At 38.9% G+C, this 21375-nt stretch carries 17 protein-coding genes; 11 read left to right on the top strand and 6 right to left on the bottom strand.

Annotated elements, in window-relative coordinates; translation table 11 throughout:
* Positions 1-253: 253 nt before the first annotated feature.
* Together HDE68_RS15355 and HDE68_RS15350 are read left to right on the top strand one after the other, a co-directional pair.
* Entirely contained in the window at positions 254-1135 is an 882-nt protein-coding gene (locus tag HDE68_RS15355) for a polysaccharide lyase (protein WP_183883092.1), read from the top strand.
* Positions 1136-1334: 199 nt separating this feature from the next.
* Entirely contained in the window at positions 1335-3074 is a 1740-nt protein-coding gene (locus HDE68_RS15350; RefSeq protein ID WP_260171775.1) for a 7TM diverse intracellular signaling domain-containing protein, read from the top strand.
* Between the two features lie 18 nt (positions 3075-3092).
* Here HDE68_RS15350 and HDE68_RS15345 read toward each other — a convergent pair whose 3' ends face one another.
* The 4 genes from HDE68_RS15345 to HDE68_RS15330 all read right to left on the bottom strand — a co-directional run bounded on the left by HDE68_RS15345 (position 3093) and on the right by HDE68_RS15330 (position 6482).
* The gene (locus tag HDE68_RS15345) at positions 3093-3482 is read right to left on the bottom strand and encodes a hypothetical protein (protein ID WP_183883090.1); all 390 of its coding nucleotides are present in this window, start codon (positions 3480-3482) and stop codon (positions 3093-3095) included.
* Positions 3483-3504: 22 nt separating this feature from the next.
* On the bottom strand, positions 3505-4548 hold the full coding sequence (locus tag HDE68_RS15340) for a hypothetical protein (RefSeq protein WP_183883089.1): 1044 nt from the start codon (positions 4546-4548) through the stop codon (positions 3505-3507).
* Between the two features lie 84 nt (positions 4549-4632).
* The gene (locus tag HDE68_RS15335) at positions 4633-5397 is read right to left on the bottom strand and encodes a LytR/AlgR family response regulator transcription factor (RefSeq protein WP_183883088.1); all 765 of its coding nucleotides are present in this window, start codon (positions 5395-5397) and stop codon (positions 4633-4635) included.
* Between the two features lie 26 nt (positions 5398-5423).
* On the bottom strand, positions 5424-6482 hold the full coding sequence (locus HDE68_RS15330) for a sensor histidine kinase (RefSeq protein ID WP_183883087.1): 1059 nt from the start codon (positions 6480-6482) through the stop codon (positions 5424-5426).
* 438 nt (positions 6483-6920) lie between these two features.
* On the opposite strand from HDE68_RS15330, the gene HDE68_RS15325 reads away from it, so the two are divergent.
* Entirely contained in the window at positions 6921-9281 is a 2361-nt protein-coding gene (locus HDE68_RS15325; protein ID WP_183883086.1) for a TonB-dependent receptor, read from the top strand.
* 1 nt (position 9282) lies between these two features.
* Here HDE68_RS15325 and HDE68_RS15320 read toward each other — a convergent pair whose 3' ends face one another.
* A complete protein-coding gene (locus HDE68_RS15320) occupies positions 9283-10002 on the bottom strand; it encodes a hypothetical protein (protein ID WP_183883085.1) in 720 nt (239 codons plus the stop codon).
* A 112-nt stretch (positions 10003-10114) separates the two neighbouring features.
* On the opposite strand from HDE68_RS15320, the gene HDE68_RS15315 reads away from it, so the two are divergent.
* From HDE68_RS15315 to HDE68_RS15300, 4 genes are all read left to right on the top strand, one after another.
* Complete coding sequence (locus HDE68_RS15315; protein WP_183883084.1) at positions 10115-10957, top strand: DUF3828 domain-containing protein; 843 nt, start codon at positions 10115-10117, stop codon at positions 10955-10957.
* A gap of 112 nt (positions 10958-11069) precedes the next feature.
* Positions 11070-11921, top strand: a complete 852-nt coding sequence (locus HDE68_RS15310) for a DUF3828 domain-containing protein (protein WP_183883083.1) — start codon at positions 11070-11072, stop codon at positions 11919-11921.
* A 228-nt stretch (positions 11922-12149) separates the two neighbouring features.
* The gene (locus HDE68_RS15305; RefSeq protein WP_183883082.1) at positions 12150-12704 is read left to right on the top strand and encodes a DUF6985 domain-containing protein; all 555 of its coding nucleotides are present in this window, start codon (positions 12150-12152) and stop codon (positions 12702-12704) included.
* A 6-nt stretch (positions 12705-12710) separates the two neighbouring features.
* A complete protein-coding gene (locus HDE68_RS15300; RefSeq protein WP_183883081.1) occupies positions 12711-13526 on the top strand; it encodes a hypothetical protein in 816 nt (271 codons plus the stop codon).
* Between the two features lie 46 nt (positions 13527-13572).
* On the opposite strand, the gene HDE68_RS15295 is transcribed toward HDE68_RS15300, so the two are convergent.
* Positions 13573-14175 (bottom strand): HD domain-containing protein, encoded by a 603-nt coding sequence (locus HDE68_RS15295; RefSeq protein ID WP_183883080.1) that lies wholly within the window; start codon positions 14173-14175, stop codon positions 13573-13575.
* A gap of 206 nt (positions 14176-14381) precedes the next feature.
* On the opposite strand from HDE68_RS15295, the gene HDE68_RS15290 reads away from it, so the two are divergent.
* The 4 genes from HDE68_RS15290 to HDE68_RS15275 all read left to right on the top strand — a co-directional run bounded on the left by HDE68_RS15290 (position 14382) and on the right by HDE68_RS15275 (position 21258).
* Complete coding sequence (locus HDE68_RS15290) at positions 14382-14981, top strand: RNA polymerase sigma factor (RefSeq protein ID WP_183883079.1); 600 nt, start codon at positions 14382-14384, stop codon at positions 14979-14981.
* Positions 14982-15064: 83 nt separating this feature from the next.
* The gene (locus tag HDE68_RS15285) at positions 15065-16195 is read left to right on the top strand and encodes a FecR family protein (RefSeq protein ID WP_183883078.1); all 1131 of its coding nucleotides are present in this window, start codon (positions 15065-15067) and stop codon (positions 16193-16195) included.
* Between the two features lie 126 nt (positions 16196-16321).
* Positions 16322-19735, top strand: coding sequence for a TonB-dependent receptor (locus HDE68_RS15280; RefSeq protein WP_183883077.1), 3414 nt, complete (start codon positions 16322-16324; stop codon positions 19733-19735).
* A 23-nt stretch (positions 19736-19758) separates the two neighbouring features.
* Positions 19759-21258 (top strand): RagB/SusD family nutrient uptake outer membrane protein, encoded by a 1500-nt coding sequence (locus HDE68_RS15275; protein WP_183883076.1) that lies wholly within the window; start codon positions 19759-19761, stop codon positions 21256-21258.
* Positions 21259-21375 lie beyond the last annotated feature (117 nt).

Below are 21375 nucleotides of genomic sequence, written 5' to 3'. Positions count from 1 at the left end.
CTTTCTGAGAAATGAAAAAACGATATAAAAAAAAGAATAAATATTTCTTTGTGGTGTAAGCGTATCGGCCTTAAAGCCAAAAGACAGTCAAACTGGTTTGAGCATAGCATATATGGCGGTCATGATATAAAATCTATGATTTAAAGCGTATCAGTTTTTGTTTAATCATTTGATATACAGTTAATTGTGTTGTTTTTAACTTGTTTATGTCAATAAAACTCCTTTAAATTTATGCCAACCAAATATTTATCCAATGAGAAAAAACACTAACAACAGACAGTTAATGGCTGCTATGTTATTATTAGCAGTATTGTTCGGTACATCTTGTAAAAAAGACGTAAATCAGCAATCAGCAGGCACTCCTGACAAGGAAACCTCAAAAACAGAAGTAAGTGCTGTAAATTCATCTTTAAACCTGAACTGGGAAAATAGAACAAACGGATCTGCCTATACCAATTCACAAGCTTCTGCCGATTTCGGGAATGTTTCGGGCTGGCAGGATTCAAGGGCTTATATCACAAACGGTAAAGATGCAAATGGCTTAAGAATTACTTTATTACCAAATGCGCTTTCGGCAGCAGGGGGGATGGTGAGCAATACCAATCTGAATCAGGGTTCTGCCTATGAACTTGATTTTGATGTAAAATTCCATAGTAATTTCAATTTTGGCCGTGGCGGAAAGATTGGTTTTGGTTTTGCCATTGGCGAAGGTAATACCGGAGGTGACCCGGGATGGGACGGTAATGGTGGTACCCTGAGATTGATGTGGTATTCCCCAAGTGCAGACAGAGTGTTTTTCCAGCCTTATGTTTATCATAAAGATCAGCCAACTAAATTTGGCGATACTTATACCAAAAGGTTCCCCGCCAGCGGATCACTTCAAAAAGGGGTTTGGTATCATGTACACATGTATGTTAAAAGTAATACAGGTTCTAATACGAACGGACGTGCCCAGATTATTATAGACGGTACAACGATATTGGACAATGATATCCGCTGGACAACCAATGATAGCCAGAGGTTAATCAATAAACTTACTTTCCATACTTTCAGAGGCGGAAGCCAGGACGAATGGAAAACAAATACTACAGATTATATCTATTACGATAATTTGAAGGTAAATAAAATCAACTAATGCTCCTGTCTGGTCCGGTAACTATTTGCCGGGCCAGTCATTTGGTTATTAAATTGTTCATTGCAATTGATTATATTTAATAATCCTGTGATCAACATCTGTACAATTTTTAATGACTAAACTTGTTTTTAACTCTCTGATCGGCCATTTGGTTAGAATCCTTATGGTTGTGTGCCTTTTTTTAATGCTAACCTCCAGGTTGACTTTTGCCCAAAAAGTTGTGGCAATTAATGATAAAATACCCCATTATATTTTCTCGTATGGGGAAATTGAGTATCTGGAAGATAAAACCAGTAAGCTCTCACTGTCTGATATTCTGAAGCCGGCTGTCAATTCAGAATTTCTTGTCAATAAGAAGTATACTCCCAAAAATTATCATCCCGGCTCTGCTTACTGGTATAAATTTAAGATCAAACATTCAGCAGCCTCAGAGAAGAACTGGATTCTTGAATTTTTTGATCAGTCTATCAATAATTTCAGCTTATATGTCCCTGATAATCAAAATAGCTATCATGTCTATCATTCCGGTACGGCTTATCCTTTCAGGAAAAGGGAATATCAGCATAAGAATTTCATTTATGAACTGAAAAACTCTTCGGATGCGGAACTGACCTATTATCTGAGGATAAAATCCCCGCAATCTATAACTGCGATTATCGTGCTGCGGGATATTCGCTGGTTTGTAAGTTATGCATTAAACGAATACCTGTTTTTTGGCCTGTTCTACGGAATGGTTATCGTGTTTAGCCTGTATAATTTACTGATGTTTTTTGCGGTCAGACAAATGCAGTATCTCTATTATGTCCTGTATAACCTGAGTATCGGTCTGTATGAAATGAGTATTGATGGAATAGCTTTTCAATACCTCTGGCCGGATTCGCCTTTATGGAATGAATATGGCATCGGTTTAGCCTTATATCTGAGCAGTTTTTTTGGGCTGATGTTCACACTGAGTTTTCTGCAGGTAAAAACAAAAGCACCAGAATTCTACAAATTAATCCTGACCATTATTGTCTTGCGCAGCCTGTTTTTTGTAGTCTGCATTTTCAATACTCATCTTTTCAATTATAAACTGGTAGAATTTATTCCATTACTAGCCGCTTATGTGACTGGGATTAAGGTTTTAAGGGACGGTTACCGGCCTGCTACCTTTTTTGTGATCGGTTATAGTTTTCTGGTTGCCGGATTTCTCATCAAGATCCTGTTGTTGCTGGGGGTGAGCTGGATGCCCTATGGGCCGGTCAGTTATTACAGTTTAAGTTTCTGTTTTGTGTTTGAAATGATCCTGGTTTCTTTCGCAATCGGCGAAAGTGTAAGGACCTTAAAAGATACCCTGAACAATGAACTGAGTACTTTGGTAGATGAGCGTACCAGGGAAGTCAGGTCAAAAGCGGCGATTATTGAAAAGCAGAATGAAGAAATTTCTTCAATGAATGCAAGGTTGCAAAAGAACAATAGGGAATTGCATGTGGACATTGAGAAAGTGACCAAAGCAAGGGTAATGTCTTACGAAGTAGATTTTGCTGAATTCAGTAAGATTTATCCTGACCGGGAAACCTGTTTTAAATATCTTTCCGAGTTGAAATGGGCAAAGGGATATACTTGTCGTAAGTGTACAAATACAACCTTTCTGGCTGGTTTTTTACCTTATAGCAGGAGATGTACCAAATGTGGTTATGATGAATCTGTCATTGCATACACGATTTTTCAGAATAGCAAGATCCCGATTAATAAGGCTTTTTATATGCTTTTCCTGGTCTATTCTACCAAAGGAAAAATCTCTTCTCATAAACTTTCAGATATATTGCTGATCAGGCAAAGTACCTGCTGGGCTTATAATAGTAAAATGCAGAAAATCCTGGAAGAGCGGAAAAAAGAACTGAAAAATACAGGCGAAGGCGGCTGGAGTAAACTGGTGCTGGACCCGGCTGCTAATTGAAATAAGCCAGTATTTAAATTAAGAAAGCATTTCTTTAAGCATGCCGAACCACTGGTTGTTACCGGATGATAAATAATTCAGATCAATGACCAGGTATACTGTTTTAGTTTCATTGCCCTGGTCATAAACTATTCTGACAGGCTGCCAGAAAGTACCCATGCTTTTAACATAGGTTACTTTATAGATTTCGTCAAAACCCATATAAAGCTGGGTAATATCCCTCAGCGGAATAATTAATTCATCGTCCTGCGCGGCTAAACGAAGCTGATCCTGCGTGAGATAGACCGTACCTGAATGTTTATGTAATGGATTAACCCCCGAAAACAGCATTCCAATTTTCTCTAAAAGAGTGAATTCGGGAAATTCATAGTCAAATACCCATAAGACAGTGCCGGATTGTAATACCATAGTTTAATTTGAAAGCTATATTTTATAGTTTGACCTGTCTGATAATATTCTTGATATTCAGTTCTACAATGTCTGTCATAGTCTTGCATTCCAGATAATTCAGATCTGCAAAATGTTCAGACATGCCTTGAATCAGTGTTTTTATATTTTCGGGTGTGGTTAGGATTTCTGTATTTGATACGTCGCGTAAATCAGCGAGGCGATGACGTTCACTACGGACACGGTGTAATATAGACGATTTTTCTTCCTGCTGATATTGCAGATAAGTTTTATCAGTCAACTGCTCCATACACATTTTTACATAAGGAAGGTTCTCTTTGAAAAACTGGGCGAGATATACTTTGATATTTCCTTCATAAAATTGCTGATCAAAGTCGATAGCCCTGATCCTGAACTGGATGTCGTCAAAGTCGGGGGTAATCTGTACCACAAAATTATAAGCTCTCATATCGCCTAATAACATGACCAGGCAACGTTCATTAAACTTTACAAATTCTTTGGCGATCCTTGTTGGATTATACTCCGGATTATGCAGATACATTTTTGCAAAAACGTCTCCCGGAATTCCGGCAACATGTTCTTCAATAAGCGTTTCCCCATCCACTAAGTAATTCACCTGATTTGGAGACAGAATCTCTTCCAGCTCTAAACCGTAAATCCTTGACGCATCTGCCTTTTTAACATAGAAATAATCATATACATCATTTAAGCGGTTCACAATTTTGATCCGGAAGGGATGTGTATTCCCGAAAGTGCAGTATTCAATTTTTTCGATATACTTATGCTGAACAATGCGCAGGTTACCCGATGCCTTTAAATTGGCATAAATAACTTTTAACCCGTTATGTAAGTGTTCAATCTGGTCTGCAGGATAAATAGGGCCTTCCCAAAGTGAATCTTTTCCATATTTATCCATAATCGGATAAGCTTCGTTAAAGACTAACAAATCGTTATAGGTAATAGGAAGTTTTGAATCGCGCTGATAAGTCCTCAGGTACTTCTGGAGTTCAGGAGTAACCGGAAAAATTGGTTTTTTGCGGGATATTTTTACGTCATTAGAGTCCATGCACAGGCAATTTACGCTAAATGTTTAAGCAATGATCTAAATAAATATTTTAATCTGTCAATGAGACCGCCGCTTAAGCGGTCTTTAAAAAGAACTGTTCAGCCACTTTTTTAAACCTGCCGAACGGTCACGGCTTACTAAAATACTATCCTCATTTGCAGGGATCAGTTCTATTTTCAATTTGCCATTAAAAGACTGATAAATTTTGTGAATAGACCTGACCGAAACAATATACTGACGGCTGATCCTGAAAAAATCCTGTGGATTTAATTCATGTTCAAGTTCTTCGAGCGTCTGTTCAATCATATAACGCTGTCCCTGATGTGTAGTCAGGTAATTCTTTTTATTTTCTGAGGTGAAATAAGCAATATCAGCGGTGATTACAGGCACAAACATATCACGGTAGGAGACCAGAAAACGGGAACGGTAAACATTTTCTTTGATTTCTATCTTCTGGAGAATTTCCTGCATCCCGGAATGATCAGCCTTGCCGATCATATTTTTAACCTTACGGATACTGTTCTCCAATTTGGCAGCTTCCAGTGGTTTTAACAGATAGTCAATACCATTGACTTCAAAAGCCCGGAGTGCATATTCATCATAAGCGGTAATAAAGATAACCTGCGACTGGATTTCAAGCTGATTAAAAAGCTCAAAACTTAATCCGTCCGTTAAACGGATATCCATACAGATCAAATCAGGATGTTTATTTTCATTGAGCCATTGCATACTGGCCCTGATGGTCTGTAATTGTCCGATAATTTCTATCGTATTATCCAGTTTGAGCAGCATTTCTTTTAACCTTAATGCATTCGGGATTTCATCTTCTATTATTAAAACGCTAAGCATATCTGATTTTGTATGGTCAATAATGGTCAGTGGTTATTACTATTTAATAGTAATAACGGTATTTTTACTTCAAAGTAGTCGTCCTGATTATTTATTACAGGTTCCCCGTCACCTAAAAGCAGGTATCGTTCCCTGATATTTTTCAATCCTAACTGTGAACCAGGGTCCCTGGTCAGTTTAAGGGATTTATTGTTTTTTACAATGAGCCATTTCTTATCTTTTGAGAAGATGTCAATTGTTAAAGGTGATTCAGCGGAGAAGGAATTATGTTTAATTGCATTTTCGATAAGTAACTGTAGTGTTAAAGGGGCAATGCCTTTAGTACTTAATTCTTCAATATCTGAGATCTTAATCCGTATCGCTTTACCATAACGGGTCTGATATAAAAATAGGTAGGCATTGATAAATTCCAGCTCGGCTTTGATAGAAATGATATTCTGTGGCCGGTTGGTCAGCATATAGCGGTAAATAGAAGATAATTTGATTACATAATCAACGGACAGCGCCGGATTGTCGGGAATAAGAGAGGCAAGGGTGCTTAAATTATTGAACAAAAAATGCGGATCTAACTGAAGCTTTAATGCATCCAGCTGTGCTTGTGTGGCATGTTGTCTCATCACCGAGGTTTCTAACTGGTTGTCTTTCCATTTATGGAAAAAATGTTCAGCGGCAAATACCGCAGTAGCCAGTAAAGAAAAGATGAAACTAAAAATAATAATCTGCCGGAATAAAAGCTGATCGGCAGCGAACTTACTGGGCAGTTCGATCTGGAAAATGGGGATCAGGGTGATCGAGATCAGTGAAATATGCAAAAGAAACTGGACCACAAACCTGGTCATGATTTTCCTTTCCCAGGGGAGTCTTTTATTGAGCCTTAAAGTTAGTTGTATGCCGGTTTCAAATAATAGGGCAGCATAAGACATCGTCAGCAGGACATCTACAAAAATGAAATCCAGGAAAGAGAATTGTCTCCAGCTGTGAATTGATCTTTCGTAGGGATTAATCAGGAAAAATAGCAGGATCAGGATTAACCCAAAACTAGGATATCCATATAACCTGAAAGATCTGTAACCTGAAGTAGACATTTAGACAAAAATAGGGGTATAGATTTATATAAATGTCATTTACAAATCGTAATCCTATTCCAATTGATAAATCAGTTTATCTTGCGGATTCTATAAAAATATCAATCCGCAGGATAACAGTGCAATCAGAACGATCAATATAACAGGTGCTAATTTGATCAGGTCATATATTTTTCTTACCGAGGATGTTGTTTTCGCTTTTAGGGTCATGGTATAAATCTCCTTTTCATTATTTGAATGTGACAAAGATCAGAATATAGGGTGCTGGATTTGTTTTGGAACGACCCAATTCACAAAATACCGGGCTGAAATTACAAGAATCGGGACTCAATTTTTTTGACTACAAAGAGAGAGATTATCCGTCTTCTATTTAGACTTAATATAAATAAAGCTCTATATTTGCCGGTGTAATATTCACACCAACACACACATTATTTGATGAAATTTTTATTTACTACTTTGCTGTTATCAGGTTTTTATACCAGTTTTGCCCAAACAACGGGAAATATTGACGGAAAAGTCGCTTTAGTTGATGGTCAGCCAGCCGGATCGGTTTCAGTTTCACTGGTAGAACTGCATAAAAATACCCTGACCGATGATCATGGTAATTATACCTTTAAAAAAGTAACCCCGGGAAATTATACCATCAGGGTTCAAATGCTTGGAGCCGCTCAAAAAGATTTGTCTGTAACTGTGATTGCCGGACAGACCGCTCATTCCAATTATCAGCTTGCTAAAGAAAATGTTCAGGCTTTACAGGAAGTGAGTATTGGCGGTACTGCCAATAAATTCTCTAAAAAGGAGAGTGTCTATATTGCGCGCCTTCCGCTAAAAAACCTGGAAAATCCACAGGTTTATATTTCTGTTCCTAAAGAACTGATTCAGGAACAGCTGGCAGTTGATTTAGGCAGTATTGCTAAAAACGTTTCAGGTTCAGGTATCCCTATGCTGGCCAACCAGGGAAGGGTAACCTTCCGTTCCCGGGGTTTTGAAACAGAGCCTATGGTAAGAAATGGGGTTGCTGGTTTTGCCTATACGGCTATCGATCCTGCAAATCTGGAACGTATAGAGGCCATTAAAGGCCCTTCTGCAACCTTATTTGGAACTAACTTATCGAGTTATGGCGGTTTGTTTAACCGGGTAACCAAGAAACCTTATAACGGGGTTGGTGGTGAAGTTTCTTTATTTGGCGGAAGCTGGGATTATAAACGTATGGCTTTTGACATCAATACACCTTTAAATGCAGATAAAACTGTATTGTTCCGTTTAAACGGGGCAGGTACCTATGAAAACAGTTTTCAGGATGCCGGATTTACAAAAAGCTTAAGTATTGCACCAAGTTTCTCTTACCAGATTACCGATAAACTTTCTATGTTGTTTGATGTGGAATATGGAAAAGCTGAAGGTACTTCTGTAGTGCGTTTTAATCCATATACAAAGAATACAGCTAAGGACGGAAGTGTCAAAATTCAGAATATCAGGGATATGGGCTTCCCTTATGATAAATTGTTTGGAAGCAATGACCTGGCTTACCGGACGCAAATGGTGAACGTATTTGCACAGTTTAATTATAAGATGTCCGAAAACTGGACTTCACAAACCGTAATGTCCAGAGCAAGCACAATTATCAGAGGATATATTTCTGCCTTAAACGGCGTATCTGATACAGAACTAAGCCCATTGGTGATGAGAGGATATACTGCATTTACTGCGACTGATCTTCAGCAGAATTTTACGGGTGATTTTAAAATCGGTTCTCACCGGAACCGCGTAGTTATCGGGCTTGATTTTTATAACAATACCAATGTTTTTGACCGCGTACATGTAACCGGGCCAAAAGTTAATTTTGTAAATCCTGGAGCTGATTCAGGGATCAGCAGAAAAACTATTGACGATCTGGCTTTCAACCCAAAATCGACTGTAGTCAGAAATGAATCCAATGCTGATAATAGCTATGCGGTTTATGCATCTAACGTATTCAATGTTAGTGAAAGACTTTTAGCGATGTTAAGTCTTCGTCTGGACCGTTATCAGGCTGACGGTGTAACTAATAAAGTTACGGATGTCAATAAAGGTGCCTATGGCCAAACCGCGCTGTCTCCTAAATTGGGTTTGGTTTATCAATTGATTAAAGACAGAGTGTCTCTTTTTGGAAGTTATATGAACTCCTTTACCAATAAATCCGGTGCTGATGTGAACGGGAATGTTTTCAAACCAGAAGAGGCCAATCAATTTGAAACAGGGATTAAGGCAGATATTTTTGATCATAAATTAGTCGGTACCATTAGCTACTACGATATTAAAGTAAAAAATATGACCCGTGATGATGTGGCTAATGCTGGTTATCAGATCCAGGATGGAAATCAAAAAAGCAGAGGGGTTGAATTTGAACTGACTGCCAATCCATTTCCAGGTTTCAACATTATAGCGGGTTATGCGTATAATGACAGTAAGTTTATTGACGCAGCACCTTCGGTTGAGGGTTTAAGACCAGCTTTATCTGGTCCTGACAAAATGGTTAATTTCTGGTTGAGCTATAAATTCCAGCATGGACAGCTCAAAGGTTTTGGTGCTGGCTTTGGCGGAAATGCAGGAAGTTCTTCTTTTCAGACAAATACAACCACTTCTAAGGTAATTATCCCTGCATATACCATGTTTGACGCGACTGTTTTCTATGATCAGCGCCGTTTTAGAATTGGTGTTAAAGTGGATAACCTAACCAGCGAAAAGGCATGGTCTGTACGCTTAACGCCTCAGAGCCCTGCCCGTTATCTGGCTAACCTGACTGTAAGGTTCTAATTTAATTGACTAATAAACTGTAATTGCAGCGGTGGCGGATACTTGTGTAAGGTAAACCCTGATAAGTACCTGTCACCGGTACAGTGAAATCCTCTCTGATAATATATAAACCTTTCATTGCTGGCATAAAAACAGCCTCTCCGTGTTCATCAATTTCCAGTGATTTTTCCCAGTTTTCAGGATTGAAAACCCGTAATTTGGTGGTGCTGCTTGCCGGATGACCGTTATTGAAAGCTTTGACAACGACCAGTTTTTCTCTTTTTGAGGTCACTATATCTAAAAACTGTACGGGACCGGAGATATATCCGCTCTGTTCTACCTGGTAAGCTGCACATAAATAATCGATAGGGCGGACATTTTTTCCACCAGTCTTAGAGCGGTCTACTACAGGAAGCGTCTCATTGATCCCCAGAATCTGGTAAACACCCTTTTCTTTAGGTATAAATGTCCCTTCCCAGCAATCTGCTTTAGGGTGTATCTGTATACTTGTTTTTTTGCCATGCGCATCAATTACAGTGATTTTGAAATCGCCCAATTGTATCAGTTCCGGCCCGGTTTCGCGGTGACGTATGTTGTATTCGTCTATTTCTCCAAAACAAATTTGAATCTGAACAGGCTGATTCGCTTTTCCTGAGCCTTTAATGTCAAACCAATAACCGTGAGCCTGGCTGATGAACGGTAAACTAACCAAAAGTAAAAGGAGATAAATATTTCTTTTCATAATCGATACAAATGTAAAATATTTCCTGTCCTAAATAGGGGTATCTGGCCTTAAAGGCGTTTATAACATTATTAAAACTGTTTAAATCATTCAAAAAAAATAATTAAGCTATATGAAATTAAAAATCCTGTTATCATTGATTGTAACAGCGCTCTTGTTCAGTTGTAATCCTTTCAAAAATAATGAGATTAACAAAGTAATTAATGCTTTTTATGTCAAGCATAAAGGGCCGTTCGAAGACGTGGATAAAAAATTGCTATCTGCCTCTTTATCAGCTCTGGTCGATAAAGCAATTGCAGAAGAGGTCAAATCTGCTAAAGAGCTGAAAGCTATCAGATCTACAGATAAACCCGCCATGATTGAAGGGGATATCTTTACCAGCCTGTCCGAAAGTTTTACTTCTTATGAAATAGGGAAGACTAAAATTAATGATAATAGGGCTGCGGTAATGGTAGAATTTACCAATAATAAATTGGGTCTGGAAACCTGGAAAGACGAAATAGAACTGATCAAAGAAAATGGGGAATGGAAAATTGATAATGTTCGTTATAAAGGGGAACGTGCTGTAGGAAAAAGTACCAAAGATGTTTTAGCACAATTTCTGACCCCTATTACCCTGGTCCGTACCGATGCTGATGATCAGCGTTGCCGCTTGTCTGCTGGCAGTCAATACCAATGGAGTAATATCAAAAAGGGATGTATCCGCGTTTTTGAATTACCTTTCAAATTAAGAAGTATGGACAGAACTTCAATTGCCAGTGTTATCTTTTCAGATGATCAGAAAAAGGCGGAAGTATTTACACAAAAAACAAGCTGGGTATTGAATAAGAAATCTTTGACAGCTTACGAAACTGAAGCTGTTGAAGGAGGTGTATTTCTGGAGAAAAGAAATAACGTCTGGAGACTTGGAGAGTTAAAGGACGGAAAAACGATTTATTCTGGAAATATGGAATAACTTGTCATTGTTCAGTTGCTAAACCGTTAATTTTAAGGAGATTATATATGGTTTTTTACAGGTATTTTCTTATATTGGATAAGGCTCTTCACCTAAAACCAAATATAAATTTATGAAAATTAAAATTCTATTATCGTCTCTGATTGCTGTCACAATTTTTTTTGGCTGCAGCAATTCTAAAAACAATGCAGTCACTGGGGTAGTTGACTCATTTTACAAACATTATAGTGGTAAATATGTAAGTGCTGATAAGGGATTGCTTTCGGACTCCTTGTCGGCCCTGATTGATAAGGCCCTTGCTAAAGAGGCCGAATCTGCTGAAAAAATCAGAAACTCCAGATCAACTGAAAAACCAGCTGTGATTGAGGGTGATATTTTTACCAGTTTAAGTCAGGGTTATACAGGTTTTAAGATTGGGGATATTAGAATAGAAGGGGATAAAGCTATTGCTTCGGTAGAATTTAAAAACAAAGATCAGAATAATATCACCTGGAAAGATGATGTGGTACTGCTCAAAAATGGTAAAAAATGGAAAATAGATAATGTAAATTATAAGGGAGAGACCGGTGCAGGTAAAAATACAAAAGATGTATTAGCACAATTTTCCTCTTCGGCAGCAGCTCCTGTAGCTATGGTTGGCGGAGATGCTGATGCGCATGGTTGCAAAGCCTCTGCCGGTTATACCTGGAGTACAATTAAAAAGGCTTGTATCCGCGTATTTGAATTACCCTTAAAACTATCTGACCCTAAAGGGAGCATGATTGCTGGAGTTGTGATTGCTGATGACAAAAAGCAGGCTGAGGTTTTTGCTAAAGAAGGTAATTTTATTTTAACCCGGAAATCAGAAACTTCTTATGCAAGTACTACTCCTGGCAGTACCTCTTTCTTAGAAAAGAAAAATGGTCTTTGGGAATTTGGAATATCCAAAGACGGTAAAGCTTTATATACTGAAAGCAAAAAATAATATTTACAGCAAAATAGCCTGCCCTAAAACGGCGGGCTTTTTTGTATTAGCCTGTAATCATCAATTCATGTTGTCTTGTTTTGCCTGTTTTCCGGTTTTTTTTGTACTTAAATAGAGGGGGGGCTGCGGTTGAAGTGCTGAACCTGTCTGTAAATACTGATTTCGCTTCAATTAATTCAAATGATGGATTTCTTAATAAAAATGCTTAATTTTTCGAAAAAAAAGGAAATGGGAGAAAAGATCATATCAAAGGTAATTGGTACTTTAACTGAAGATGACAGCCTTCCGGACTGGTGGATAGGGGAAGAAGTTGCCATTCCATTTTTTGATCAGGAAAAGGTAGGTATCAGTTTTACAGATTACGACCGTGAACATGATGAAACTTTTTTAGCAGAAGCTGATGAAGCATTACAGCATTTTTTAGCACTGACTACTCAGGACAGGGACGCTGTAACACACCTTGTCTATAAAAACTGTATGGATTTTCTGGAAGCAATGGAACCTGATGAGGCAGATGATGAACTAAGGGCGATCACCAGCGAAAGTGAGGTCTGGAAATTTGTACAGCCTACAGAAATCTATGTGACCAGAAGGTTGTATGAGCAGGAAGATCTTTATGTTCAGGTTGCCTGTGCCTGTGACTGGGATCAGGAGCATGGTTTACAATTAGTCTTCAGACAGGGAAAGAAACTGACCAGGGTAAGCGGACAGGATGGCCATTTAACAGAAGCTGACGCTTATGGGAAGCCGGATAGTGAAGATTTCCTCTTATCTCAATTTTAGCTCTTCATGAGAAGAAGAACGAAAATACTCATCGGCCTTGCCGTAATTATTGTCATTCCTTTTTTAATTGTAGCAGCTAATAACCTCGCTAGTCTTTTTTATACCAGGTCCTATAAAAGCCTTGATCAGGGGGCTTCTTCTGCAAACTACGAACTTAAAAGAGTTCCTTTACCTGGATTTATCCAGTCAAAGAATGGGAATACCAATGTGGTTGATTCTTCAAGCTTATCTATTGGTACGGCATCGCAACTGCCAGTAAATTATGTGACTTATGAGGGAAATGTTTATTTAGATACTGTACAGGATGTGTTTAAGGTTGAAACAAAATCCGGAGGGCCTCAAAACGAAAAGTACCGTGGACAGAGCCATTATATCACTTTTAATAAAAAAGGCAAAATTTTATCTGATACCCAGACGAAAAAAGATAGTGCAGATCTTGCTAAAAACGGTCTTTTGCTTAAAGATCAGATTTTACCTTTTCAGCCCTGGCTAAACCAATCAAAACCAATATACATAGCTCATTTCTCCAAAGATGAGTTTAACTCCCATTGCTTTAATCCGCTGCGTGGATGGGGCAGCCCTACGGGCGGCAGTGTCTGTTATTTTTGGAGCGGCAGAGGTTTTTACAATTTAGTTTACAACAAAGAAGTGTTGAAATTTGTAGCGGCAGTTTCGAGTGGGGCAGTCTTGTTTTCGCAGGATGATGATTTTTCAGGTGCCTATCTCCTTAAGTATTCAGAAGTCCCGGAAAGATTCAGGTCCCGGGTTGAAGGCGCATTTTTAATCAGTGAAGATAAACTGTATATGGTCAGCAGAAAATAAGAAATAAAATTTCGGGCGTACCTGAAATTTTATTGCTCCTGAAATTTTACTGATCGTCTGTTTTTCTGATATATCCTTTTTCTACGCTGTCATCGATCAGGGTTTCTGTGAAATCCCATATTACTTTAGAACCATGCTGGATTTTGCTGGTTTTCTGCATCACTGTATCATAAGGGACATCATATTCTGTCCAGGTGCCCCCCTGGTTAGATACGTTTTGTAAGATAGGTTCAAACCTGTCCATGGAACGGGCAAATCTGGCTTCTGCAGTATCACCGGTTTCAAATTCTTCCCAGATTGCAATAAATTCTTTTGCCTGTTCTTCAGGTAGTAAACCAAAGATCCTTTCTGCTGCTTTACGCTCTGCAATGGTATTGTCGTGGTTTACAATGGTGTCGTATAAAAAGACATCACCCGAATCAATCTCTACCACATCATGGATCAGCAGCATTTTTAAAACTTTTAAAGTATCTACCGGCTCATTAGCGTGTTCTGCAAGGATAAGCGACATCATAGCAAGATGCCAGCTATGTTCTGCATCATTTTCTCTTCTGTCACTATTAAAAAGACGGGTTTTGCGCTGTATATATTTAAGTTTATCGATTTCGTGGATGAAAGCAATTTGCTGTAATAATTTATCTGAACTCATAAGAATGGAAATAATTCTCAAATATAAAAATGGAATGTGATTTACAGGGCAGGATTATCAAATATTACAAATGAATGTAAGTTGGCGATATTTAAGCAGTGTTTGCTTAAATATCGCACGGTTACATGAATTAATCTCACTATTTGTTTTATATGAAATTTTGTTGAAATAATAGATATATTTGGATTCAGCGTCGGAATTAGCGTATGGGTTTCTATGAATTTTCAGATTACAGCAAATTAACAGATACTGAGCTGGCGGCTTTGCTCAGGTCTGGTGATCGGCTGGCTTTTACTGAAATTTATGAGCGGTATAAATCCTTATTGCACAGACATGCTTATAAATGGACAAAGGACAGAGATGATGCGAAAGATATCATCCACGAAGTGTTCTCCAATCTATGGACTAAAAGGGAAACTCTTTCTTATTCAGCTAATCTGGGCCCTTTTCTTTATGCTGCAGTACGCAATAGAATATTCAATTTACTTTCTCATCAACGGATAGTTTCAACTTACATCGCTTCTGTGCAGCAGCTTATTGATCAGGGTGAATATGTCACCGACCACGCGCTGAGGGAAAGGGAGCTTCGCCTGATTATTGATAAAGAAATTGCTGTATTACCTAAAAAAATGCAGGCTGTTTTTAAACTCTCCAGAAATGAAAGTTTCAGCCACCGTGAAATTGCCGAAAAACTTGATTTATCTGAACAAACGGTGAGAAAACATATACAGCATGCCTTGAAAATATTGAGGGTTAAGCTGGATATGTTTATCCTGCTATTTTTGCTTCTGGCTTTCAGAATTTAATTTATATCTTTTTTACCCCCTAAGCCTTTTTGGGCTGTATCTTGTATAGTGGCTAAACCTATTCAATTTATAGCTGGAAAAATATGAATGAAAAAGAACTTAGGACGCTTTTAAATAAATATGTTGCTGGCCAATGTACACCTGCAGAAGAAGCTATACTGGAAGCCTGGTTCCTGAAAGAAGATGGCAGTGATATTCCCGGACTGAGCGAAGAGGAAACAGCAGAAGATCTGGCTTTGGTATGGACCCGGCTGGAAGCAAAATTAGCAGCACGGCCCGTCAAAAGATTTTCTGTCCTTAAATATATTGCAGCTGCATCAATTCTGCTGGCAGCTTCGCTGATTTTATTTTTCTATTTACGTTTATCGCCTGTGGCAGCTACCGGGCATAGTATTTATGTGAATGATGTTCCATCCGGAAAAAACAAAGCTTTTCTAACCCTTGGAAATGGAAGCCGGATTGCACTTGACGATGCCGTCAATGGTAATGTCATTGAGCAGCAGGGGACAGTGATTACTAAAACCAGAGACGGGCAATTGGTTTACCGTGCAGATGATAAAAAGAACGGAGACGTTGCTTCTGTCCCAAATACAATTGAAACACCGCAGGGCGGACAGTGGCAGTTAAATTTACCAGATGGTACTAAAGTATGGTTAAATGCTGCTTCTAAATTAACTTATCCATCCACTTTTTCGGGGCTTAAAACACGTCGTGTAACCTTAACCGGAGAGGCTTATTTTGAGGTAGCCCATGACCGGTCCAGGCCTTTTATCATTGTGACGGGCAAACAGGTTGCTGAGGTTCTGGGAACGCATTTTAATATCAATAGTTATGGTGATGAGCCTGCTATCAAAACAACTTTACTGGAAGGATCAATCAAAGTTACGGTTAATAATAACTATGAAATTCTAAAACCCGGCCAGGAGTCCGCTGTAACAGAGAAGATCAGCATACTTAATGTAGATACGGATAATGCCATAGCCTGGAAAAACGGGGATTTCAATTTAGGACAAAATGATTTTCGCGGTGCTATGCGTCAGCTGGCAAGATGGTATAATGTAGAGGTTGTTTATGATCATTCTGCTCCGCAGGATGTGACCTTACATGGGTGGATATCCCGTCAGAAAAGTATTGTTTCTATACTGAAAGTGATGGAGTTAACAGGGGAAGTTCATTTTAAAGTTCAGGGAAGGAGGGTAGTGGTGACTAAATAGTGTTTACAAAAAAACCAGAAGCTGGAAACTCCTGGTTTAAGTCTGATAATTAAAAAAATAATAATTAACCCGCGAAATGCCGAAGCTTCGAAACATAAAGGCAAATCGTGAAACCGACCTAAACAAATGTATAAAATATATACCAAGAAAAATGGTGTGGGGCTTTCTCCTGCCCGTAATATTCTCCTCTATATGAGACTGACCATCATCATATTAATCGCCACCTTTATGCAGGTGAGTGCCGCAGGTTATGCGCAAAAAGTTTCACTGAATGAAAAAAACGTTTTAATAGAGAAGGTTTTTAAAGAAATCCGCCACCAAACGGGTTATGATTTTATTTTTAATGCGAACCTTATTCAGCAGGATAAAAGGATTAATATCAAAGTGAGTAATGTAACGCTCGAAGAAGCCTTGAATGTCTGTTTAGAAGGCTTGCCGTTAACTTATACCATTGAAGAAAAAACAGTTATTATTAAGCGCAAAGAGCTGCGTACGCCTAATTTCGCAGCCATGAATGCAGATCCTGTTGTTTACAGAGGCAGGGTGATTGATGAGTCTGGTTTGCCGGTTATAGGGGCCACAGTACGTGTTAAAGGAAAAGATAAAGGCACGATTACAGATGGAGACGGAAGATTTATGATCTCCGGGGTTTCTGTCAATGAGATCCTGGTTTTCTCTTATCTTGGCTATGAAACCAGGGAAATTCCTGCTGCTGATGGTTTGATGAATGTAATTTTGATAAGTACACCGGGCGAACTGAACGAAGTCCTGGTTGTGGCTTACGGTACTGTAAAACGATCAGGTTTTGTGGGTTCCTTATCTCAGATCAAAGGAGAACAATTAGAAAACAGACAGGTCTCCAATATTAGTAAGGCTTTACAGGGACTGGCTCCTGGTATACAGGTTGCTTCGGCAAGTGGACAGCCAGGTACTCAGGCTACGATCAGGATAAGGGGTATTGGATCTATCAATGCGTCGAGTGCCCCTTTGTATGTGGTGGATGGTGCGCCTTTTCAGGGAGATATTAATTCTATTAATGTAAGTGATATTGCATCTATAAGTGTGCTTAAAGATGCATCTTCAAGCGCTTTATACGGATCAAGAGGAGCAAACGGGGTGATTATTATCACCACCAAAACCGGCAGGTCCTCTGATGGAACAAGGATTAATGCCAGCTTTAGCCGTGGGGTTTCAAACCGTGCGGTGAAGGATTATAAGCAAATGAATACGGACCAGTATTTTGAAAGTTACTGGCTCGCTTTAAGAAATAAACAACTGACTAATGGTTTAACTGATGCACAGGCCAGAACAAGTGCAAGCAGCAGGATAACTAAAGCTTTAGGGATTAATCCTTATGGGGCAAATTATCCTGAGCCCGTAGGGCTGGATGGTAAAATTGTTCCTGGTGCTGCACCTTTATGGGATGATCAATGGCGTGATGTTTTAGAAAGAAATGCAAGCCGCACGCAGGCAGACCTGAATTTTAGCGGTGGTAGTGAGAAAAGCCAGTACTTTATTTCTGGTGGTTACCTGAATGATAAAGGTATAGCGATTGGCTCTGGTTTTAAAAGATATAATGCAAGGGTAAACTTAACGACGCAGGCAAAAAAATGGCTTAAAGCAGGTTTAAACCTCTCGGCTTCTAATACTAAACAGGATTACCCGCAGTCTGAGGATAGCAATACAGCGAATATTATCCTGGTTTCCAGGTCTATACCAAGTTTCTATCCGGTGTATCAGCGTAATCCTGATGGCTCATTTATATTTGATGAAAAGGGTAATAAAGCATTTGATTTTGGTAATTACAGACCAAGTTCAGCGATGCCGAGATCTAATCTCGCAGCGACAACTGATCTGGATAGAAATGAGATCTTAACGGATAATGCATCGATCAGGACTTTCCTGGAAGCCAGTATGCTGCCGGGGCTGAAGTTTAAAACTTCTTATAGCGGCGATTATAAGAATATCAACAGGAATTTTTACACCAATCCTTTGTTAGGGGAAAATGCACCGATCAGAGGTTCAGTTTCAAGAAATAATAACCGTGAATATTCCTTTACCTGGAATAATATCTTTACATATGAAAAAACTATCCATGAAGACCATCATCTGAACTTGCTGGCAGGCCAGGAGTTTTATAGTGATAATGTCAGACAGATATCCGGAAGCCGTCAGGGATTTGTATTGCCAAATCTATATGAACCGGATGCAGCAGCTCAGCTGAATGATTTCAATGGATTTGCTGATAATTACAGGTTATTGAGTTTTTTTGGAAGAGCAGAGTATGATTATAAAAGTAAATACTTTTTCTCAGGATCTTTACGCACAGATGGTTCATCAAGATTTTCTCCGGAAACAAGATGGGGGACATTCTGGTCGCTGGGTGGTTCATGGAGAGCTTCTAAAGAAGAATTCCTGAGTAATTCTGTCTGGTTAAATAACCTGACTTTCAGAGCGAGTTATGGTGCGCAGGGAAATGATGATATCGGTACTTTTTATGCTTATGATGGTTTATATTCAATTTATAACAATCTTGGAGAAAACGGATTAGTAACTAAACGTTTGGCTACGCCCGATTTAAAATGGGAAACGAATCTTAACCTGAATATTGGGGTAGATTTCGGCATCTTAAAAGACCGTATCTCCGGTTCGGTAGAGTATTTCAACAGAGCTTCCAAAAACCTGCTGTTTAGTTTGCCTAAAGCACTTTCAACTGGTTTCAAATCTATTGATGCCAATATTGGTGCCTTGAAAAATACGGGGATAGAAATACAGCTTAATGCAGTTCCTGTACTGACCACTGATTTTAAATGGACTTTCAGTATCAATGCAACGCATTACAAAAACAAGATTACAGATTTACCACAGAATAATCAGATTGCAGGCACAAAATTATTAAGGGTTGGTGGTTCTATTAATGATTTTTATATCAAAGAATGGGCTGGAGTAGATCCTGCAAATGGAGACCCTTTATGGTATAAGGACAATGGTAAAGGAGAAAAAGTTAAAACGAATGATTATACCCAGGCGTCATTTTATCTGGAAGGTACTTCTCTGCCGGATGTACTGGGAGGGATAACGAATACTTTCAATTATAAGCAGTTCGAACTATCGGCTATGCTGGCTTACAGTTTAGGTGGTAAGGTATTAGATCGTGACTACGCTTCATTATTGCATAATGGTAACCGTACCGGAGGAACCTGGTCAGAAGAAATGTTAAATCACTGGACGCCTGAAAATCCAAATACAGATGTACCACGATTAACTACAGATAACCTGGGCTGGACTCAAACCTCTACCCGTCAGTTGTACAGCGCAACTTATGCAAGATTAAAAACGGTAACGCTTGGCTATAATCTGCCGAAAAAAGTATCAGGCAGACTGGGTGTTCAAAACCTGAGGGTTACGCTGACTGGTGAAAACCTGCTTACTTTTTATGGACATAAAGGAATGGACCCTGAGCAGACAATCAGCGGATCAACTTATTTCAGATACCCTGCAATGCGTACTGTTTCTGCAGGAATTAACGTGACTTTTTAACAATGACCTCTAATTATTTCAATATGAATATCAGGATAATTACTTCAATACTAGTTGGTACTTTACTTTTGTCCTTTACCGGGTGTAAGAAAGAGCTGACGACATCATCTTCCAGGGACGTACCAGAATCTGCAATTTATACGGATGTAGCCAATATAGAAGCTGTTTTAAATGGTACCTGGGCTTATATGCATGAACAATTTTTCACTTATGCAAATCCCGGTTATACGACGATATTAAGAACCAGTGATGCAATGGGAAATGATATTGCAGTGAACCCCAATAAATATGGCTATGCAGATGCTTATGCTTTTAACGGAGCTAATAATCAAAGCCGTTTAGAAGCGGTATGGACTATCTTATATAAGGTAATTGATAACTGCAATAATATTATTGCCAAGACTGATGCAGCAAGCGGATCGGCGGATAAAAAAGCGCAGGTTAAAGGACAGGCTTATGCTTTACGTGCGAATAGCTATTTGAACCTGGCTACTTATTATCAGTTTACTTATCTGAAAGATCCACAGGCAAAAGCGGTACCTATCTATACTGAACCAACCGTGGCTTCGACAAATGGTAAAGCAAAGTCTAGCCTGGAAGATGTGTATAAATTAATTACAGCCGATTTAACGCAGGCAGAAACTCTATTGGCTAAATATTCCAGGACTGCTAAATATAAAATCAATATTGATGTGGTGCATGGTTTACAAGCCAGAACTTATCTGAATATGGGCAAATGGGATCTTGCTGCACAAAAAGCAGGAGAAGCGAGGGCAAACTATACTTTTATGGCCCCGGCAGATTATTATTTAGGTTTTAATGATTTGAAGAATAACGAGTGGATCTGGGGACAGGGCCAGACCCCGAATCAAAGCAATGCCAGTTATACTTTTCAATACCTGGATGTAAGTTCTGAAGCATCTGGCTATTATAGTTTTATGGCCGACCCGAATTTTAAATCTTTATTTGATGATAATGATATCCGTACCCAATTGTTTGCCTGGGATGGATGGCCTGGCAGAGAAGGCTTTCTGCGTTATGCGAAGTTTAAAATGCGTCAGGATCAGACTGGGGATATTGTACTGATGCGTTCGGCAGAAATGGTTCTGATACAAGCGGAAGGATTTGCAAGAAATTCTGATTTGAGTAAGGCGGTTCAGTATTTAAATGAGTTACGTACGGCCAGAAGAGCTGACCAGTTTGTGCTTGCCGGAAAAACTGCAGATGATGTTATTAATGCGATCCTGATAGAAAGAAGAAAGGAATTATGGGGGGAGGGTTTCTCACTTTCTGATATTTTAAGGACTCAGGCTTCTGTACAGCGTTCTGCTTATGTAGATGACAAAGGGCAGCCTAAGCTGGTCACCATTGTTACTCCTGATGGAAAGACTAAAACGGTACAGGCAGAACAGCATACTACTTTGAGGTTTCCTGATAAAACGGCATTTAAACCGAATAGTCCTTATTATTTGTTTAATATTCCTCAGCTTGAGCTGAATGCGAATCCGCTGATTACTAATTGATAATAATAAGCGATTAAACTTAATTATAAATCAATAATACAATAATGGCCTGAATTTATTCTGGCCATTATTGTATTATTGATTTCGTGTTAAATGTATTTTATTTGTTTTTGTGGT

The sequence above is a fragment of the Pedobacter cryoconitis genome (assembly GCF_014200605.1).
GTDB classification, from domain to species: domain Bacteria; phylum Bacteroidota; class Bacteroidia; order Sphingobacteriales; family Sphingobacteriaceae; genus Pedobacter; species Pedobacter cryoconitis_B.
This window is presented reverse-complemented; position numbering and strand designations above follow the sequence as displayed.

Coding starts and splice junctions, on each gene's coding strand:
- HDE68_RS15355 (WP_183883092.1), top strand. CDS start 254: ATGAGAAAAAACACTAACAACAGACAGTTAATGGCTGCTATGTTATTA.
- HDE68_RS15345 (WP_183883090.1), bottom strand. CDS start 3,482: ATGGTATTACAATCCGGCACTGTCTTATGGGTATTTGACTATGAATTT.
- HDE68_RS15340 (WP_183883089.1), bottom strand. CDS start 4,548: ATGGACTCTAATGACGTAAAAATATCCCGCAAAAAACCAATTTTTCCG.
- HDE68_RS15335 (WP_183883088.1), bottom strand. CDS start 5,397: ATGCTTAGCGTTTTAATAATAGAAGATGAAATCCCGAATGCATTAAGG.
- HDE68_RS15330 (WP_183883087.1), bottom strand. CDS start 6,482: ATGTCTACTTCAGGTTACAGATCTTTCAGGTTATATGGATATCCTAGT.
- HDE68_RS15325 (WP_183883086.1), top strand. CDS start 6,921: ATGAAATTTTTATTTACTACTTTGCTGTTATCAGGTTTTTATACCAGT.
- HDE68_RS15320 (WP_183883085.1), bottom strand. CDS start 10,002: ATGAAAAGAAATATTTATCTCCTTTTACTTTTGGTTAGTTTACCGTTC.
- HDE68_RS15315 (WP_183883084.1), top strand. CDS start 10,115: ATGAAATTAAAAATCCTGTTATCATTGATTGTAACAGCGCTCTTGTTC.
- HDE68_RS15310 (WP_183883083.1), top strand. CDS start 11,070: ATGAAAATTAAAATTCTATTATCGTCTCTGATTGCTGTCACAATTTTT.
- HDE68_RS15305 (WP_183883082.1), top strand. CDS start 12,150: ATGGGAGAAAAGATCATATCAAAGGTAATTGGTACTTTAACTGAAGAT.
- HDE68_RS15300 (WP_183883081.1), top strand. CDS start 12,711: ATGAGAAGAAGAACGAAAATACTCATCGGCCTTGCCGTAATTATTGTC.
- HDE68_RS15295 (WP_183883080.1), bottom strand. CDS start 14,175: ATGAGTTCAGATAAATTATTACAGCAAATTGCTTTCATCCACGAAATC.
- HDE68_RS15290 (WP_183883079.1), top strand. CDS start 14,382: ATGGGTTTCTATGAATTTTCAGATTACAGCAAATTAACAGATACTGAG.
- HDE68_RS15285 (WP_183883078.1), top strand. CDS start 15,065: ATGAATGAAAAAGAACTTAGGACGCTTTTAAATAAATATGTTGCTGGC.
- HDE68_RS15280 (WP_183883077.1), top strand. CDS start 16,322: ATGTATAAAATATATACCAAGAAAAATGGTGTGGGGCTTTCTCCTGCC.
- HDE68_RS15275 (WP_183883076.1), top strand. CDS start 19,759: ATGAATATCAGGATAATTACTTCAATACTAGTTGGTACTTTACTTTTG.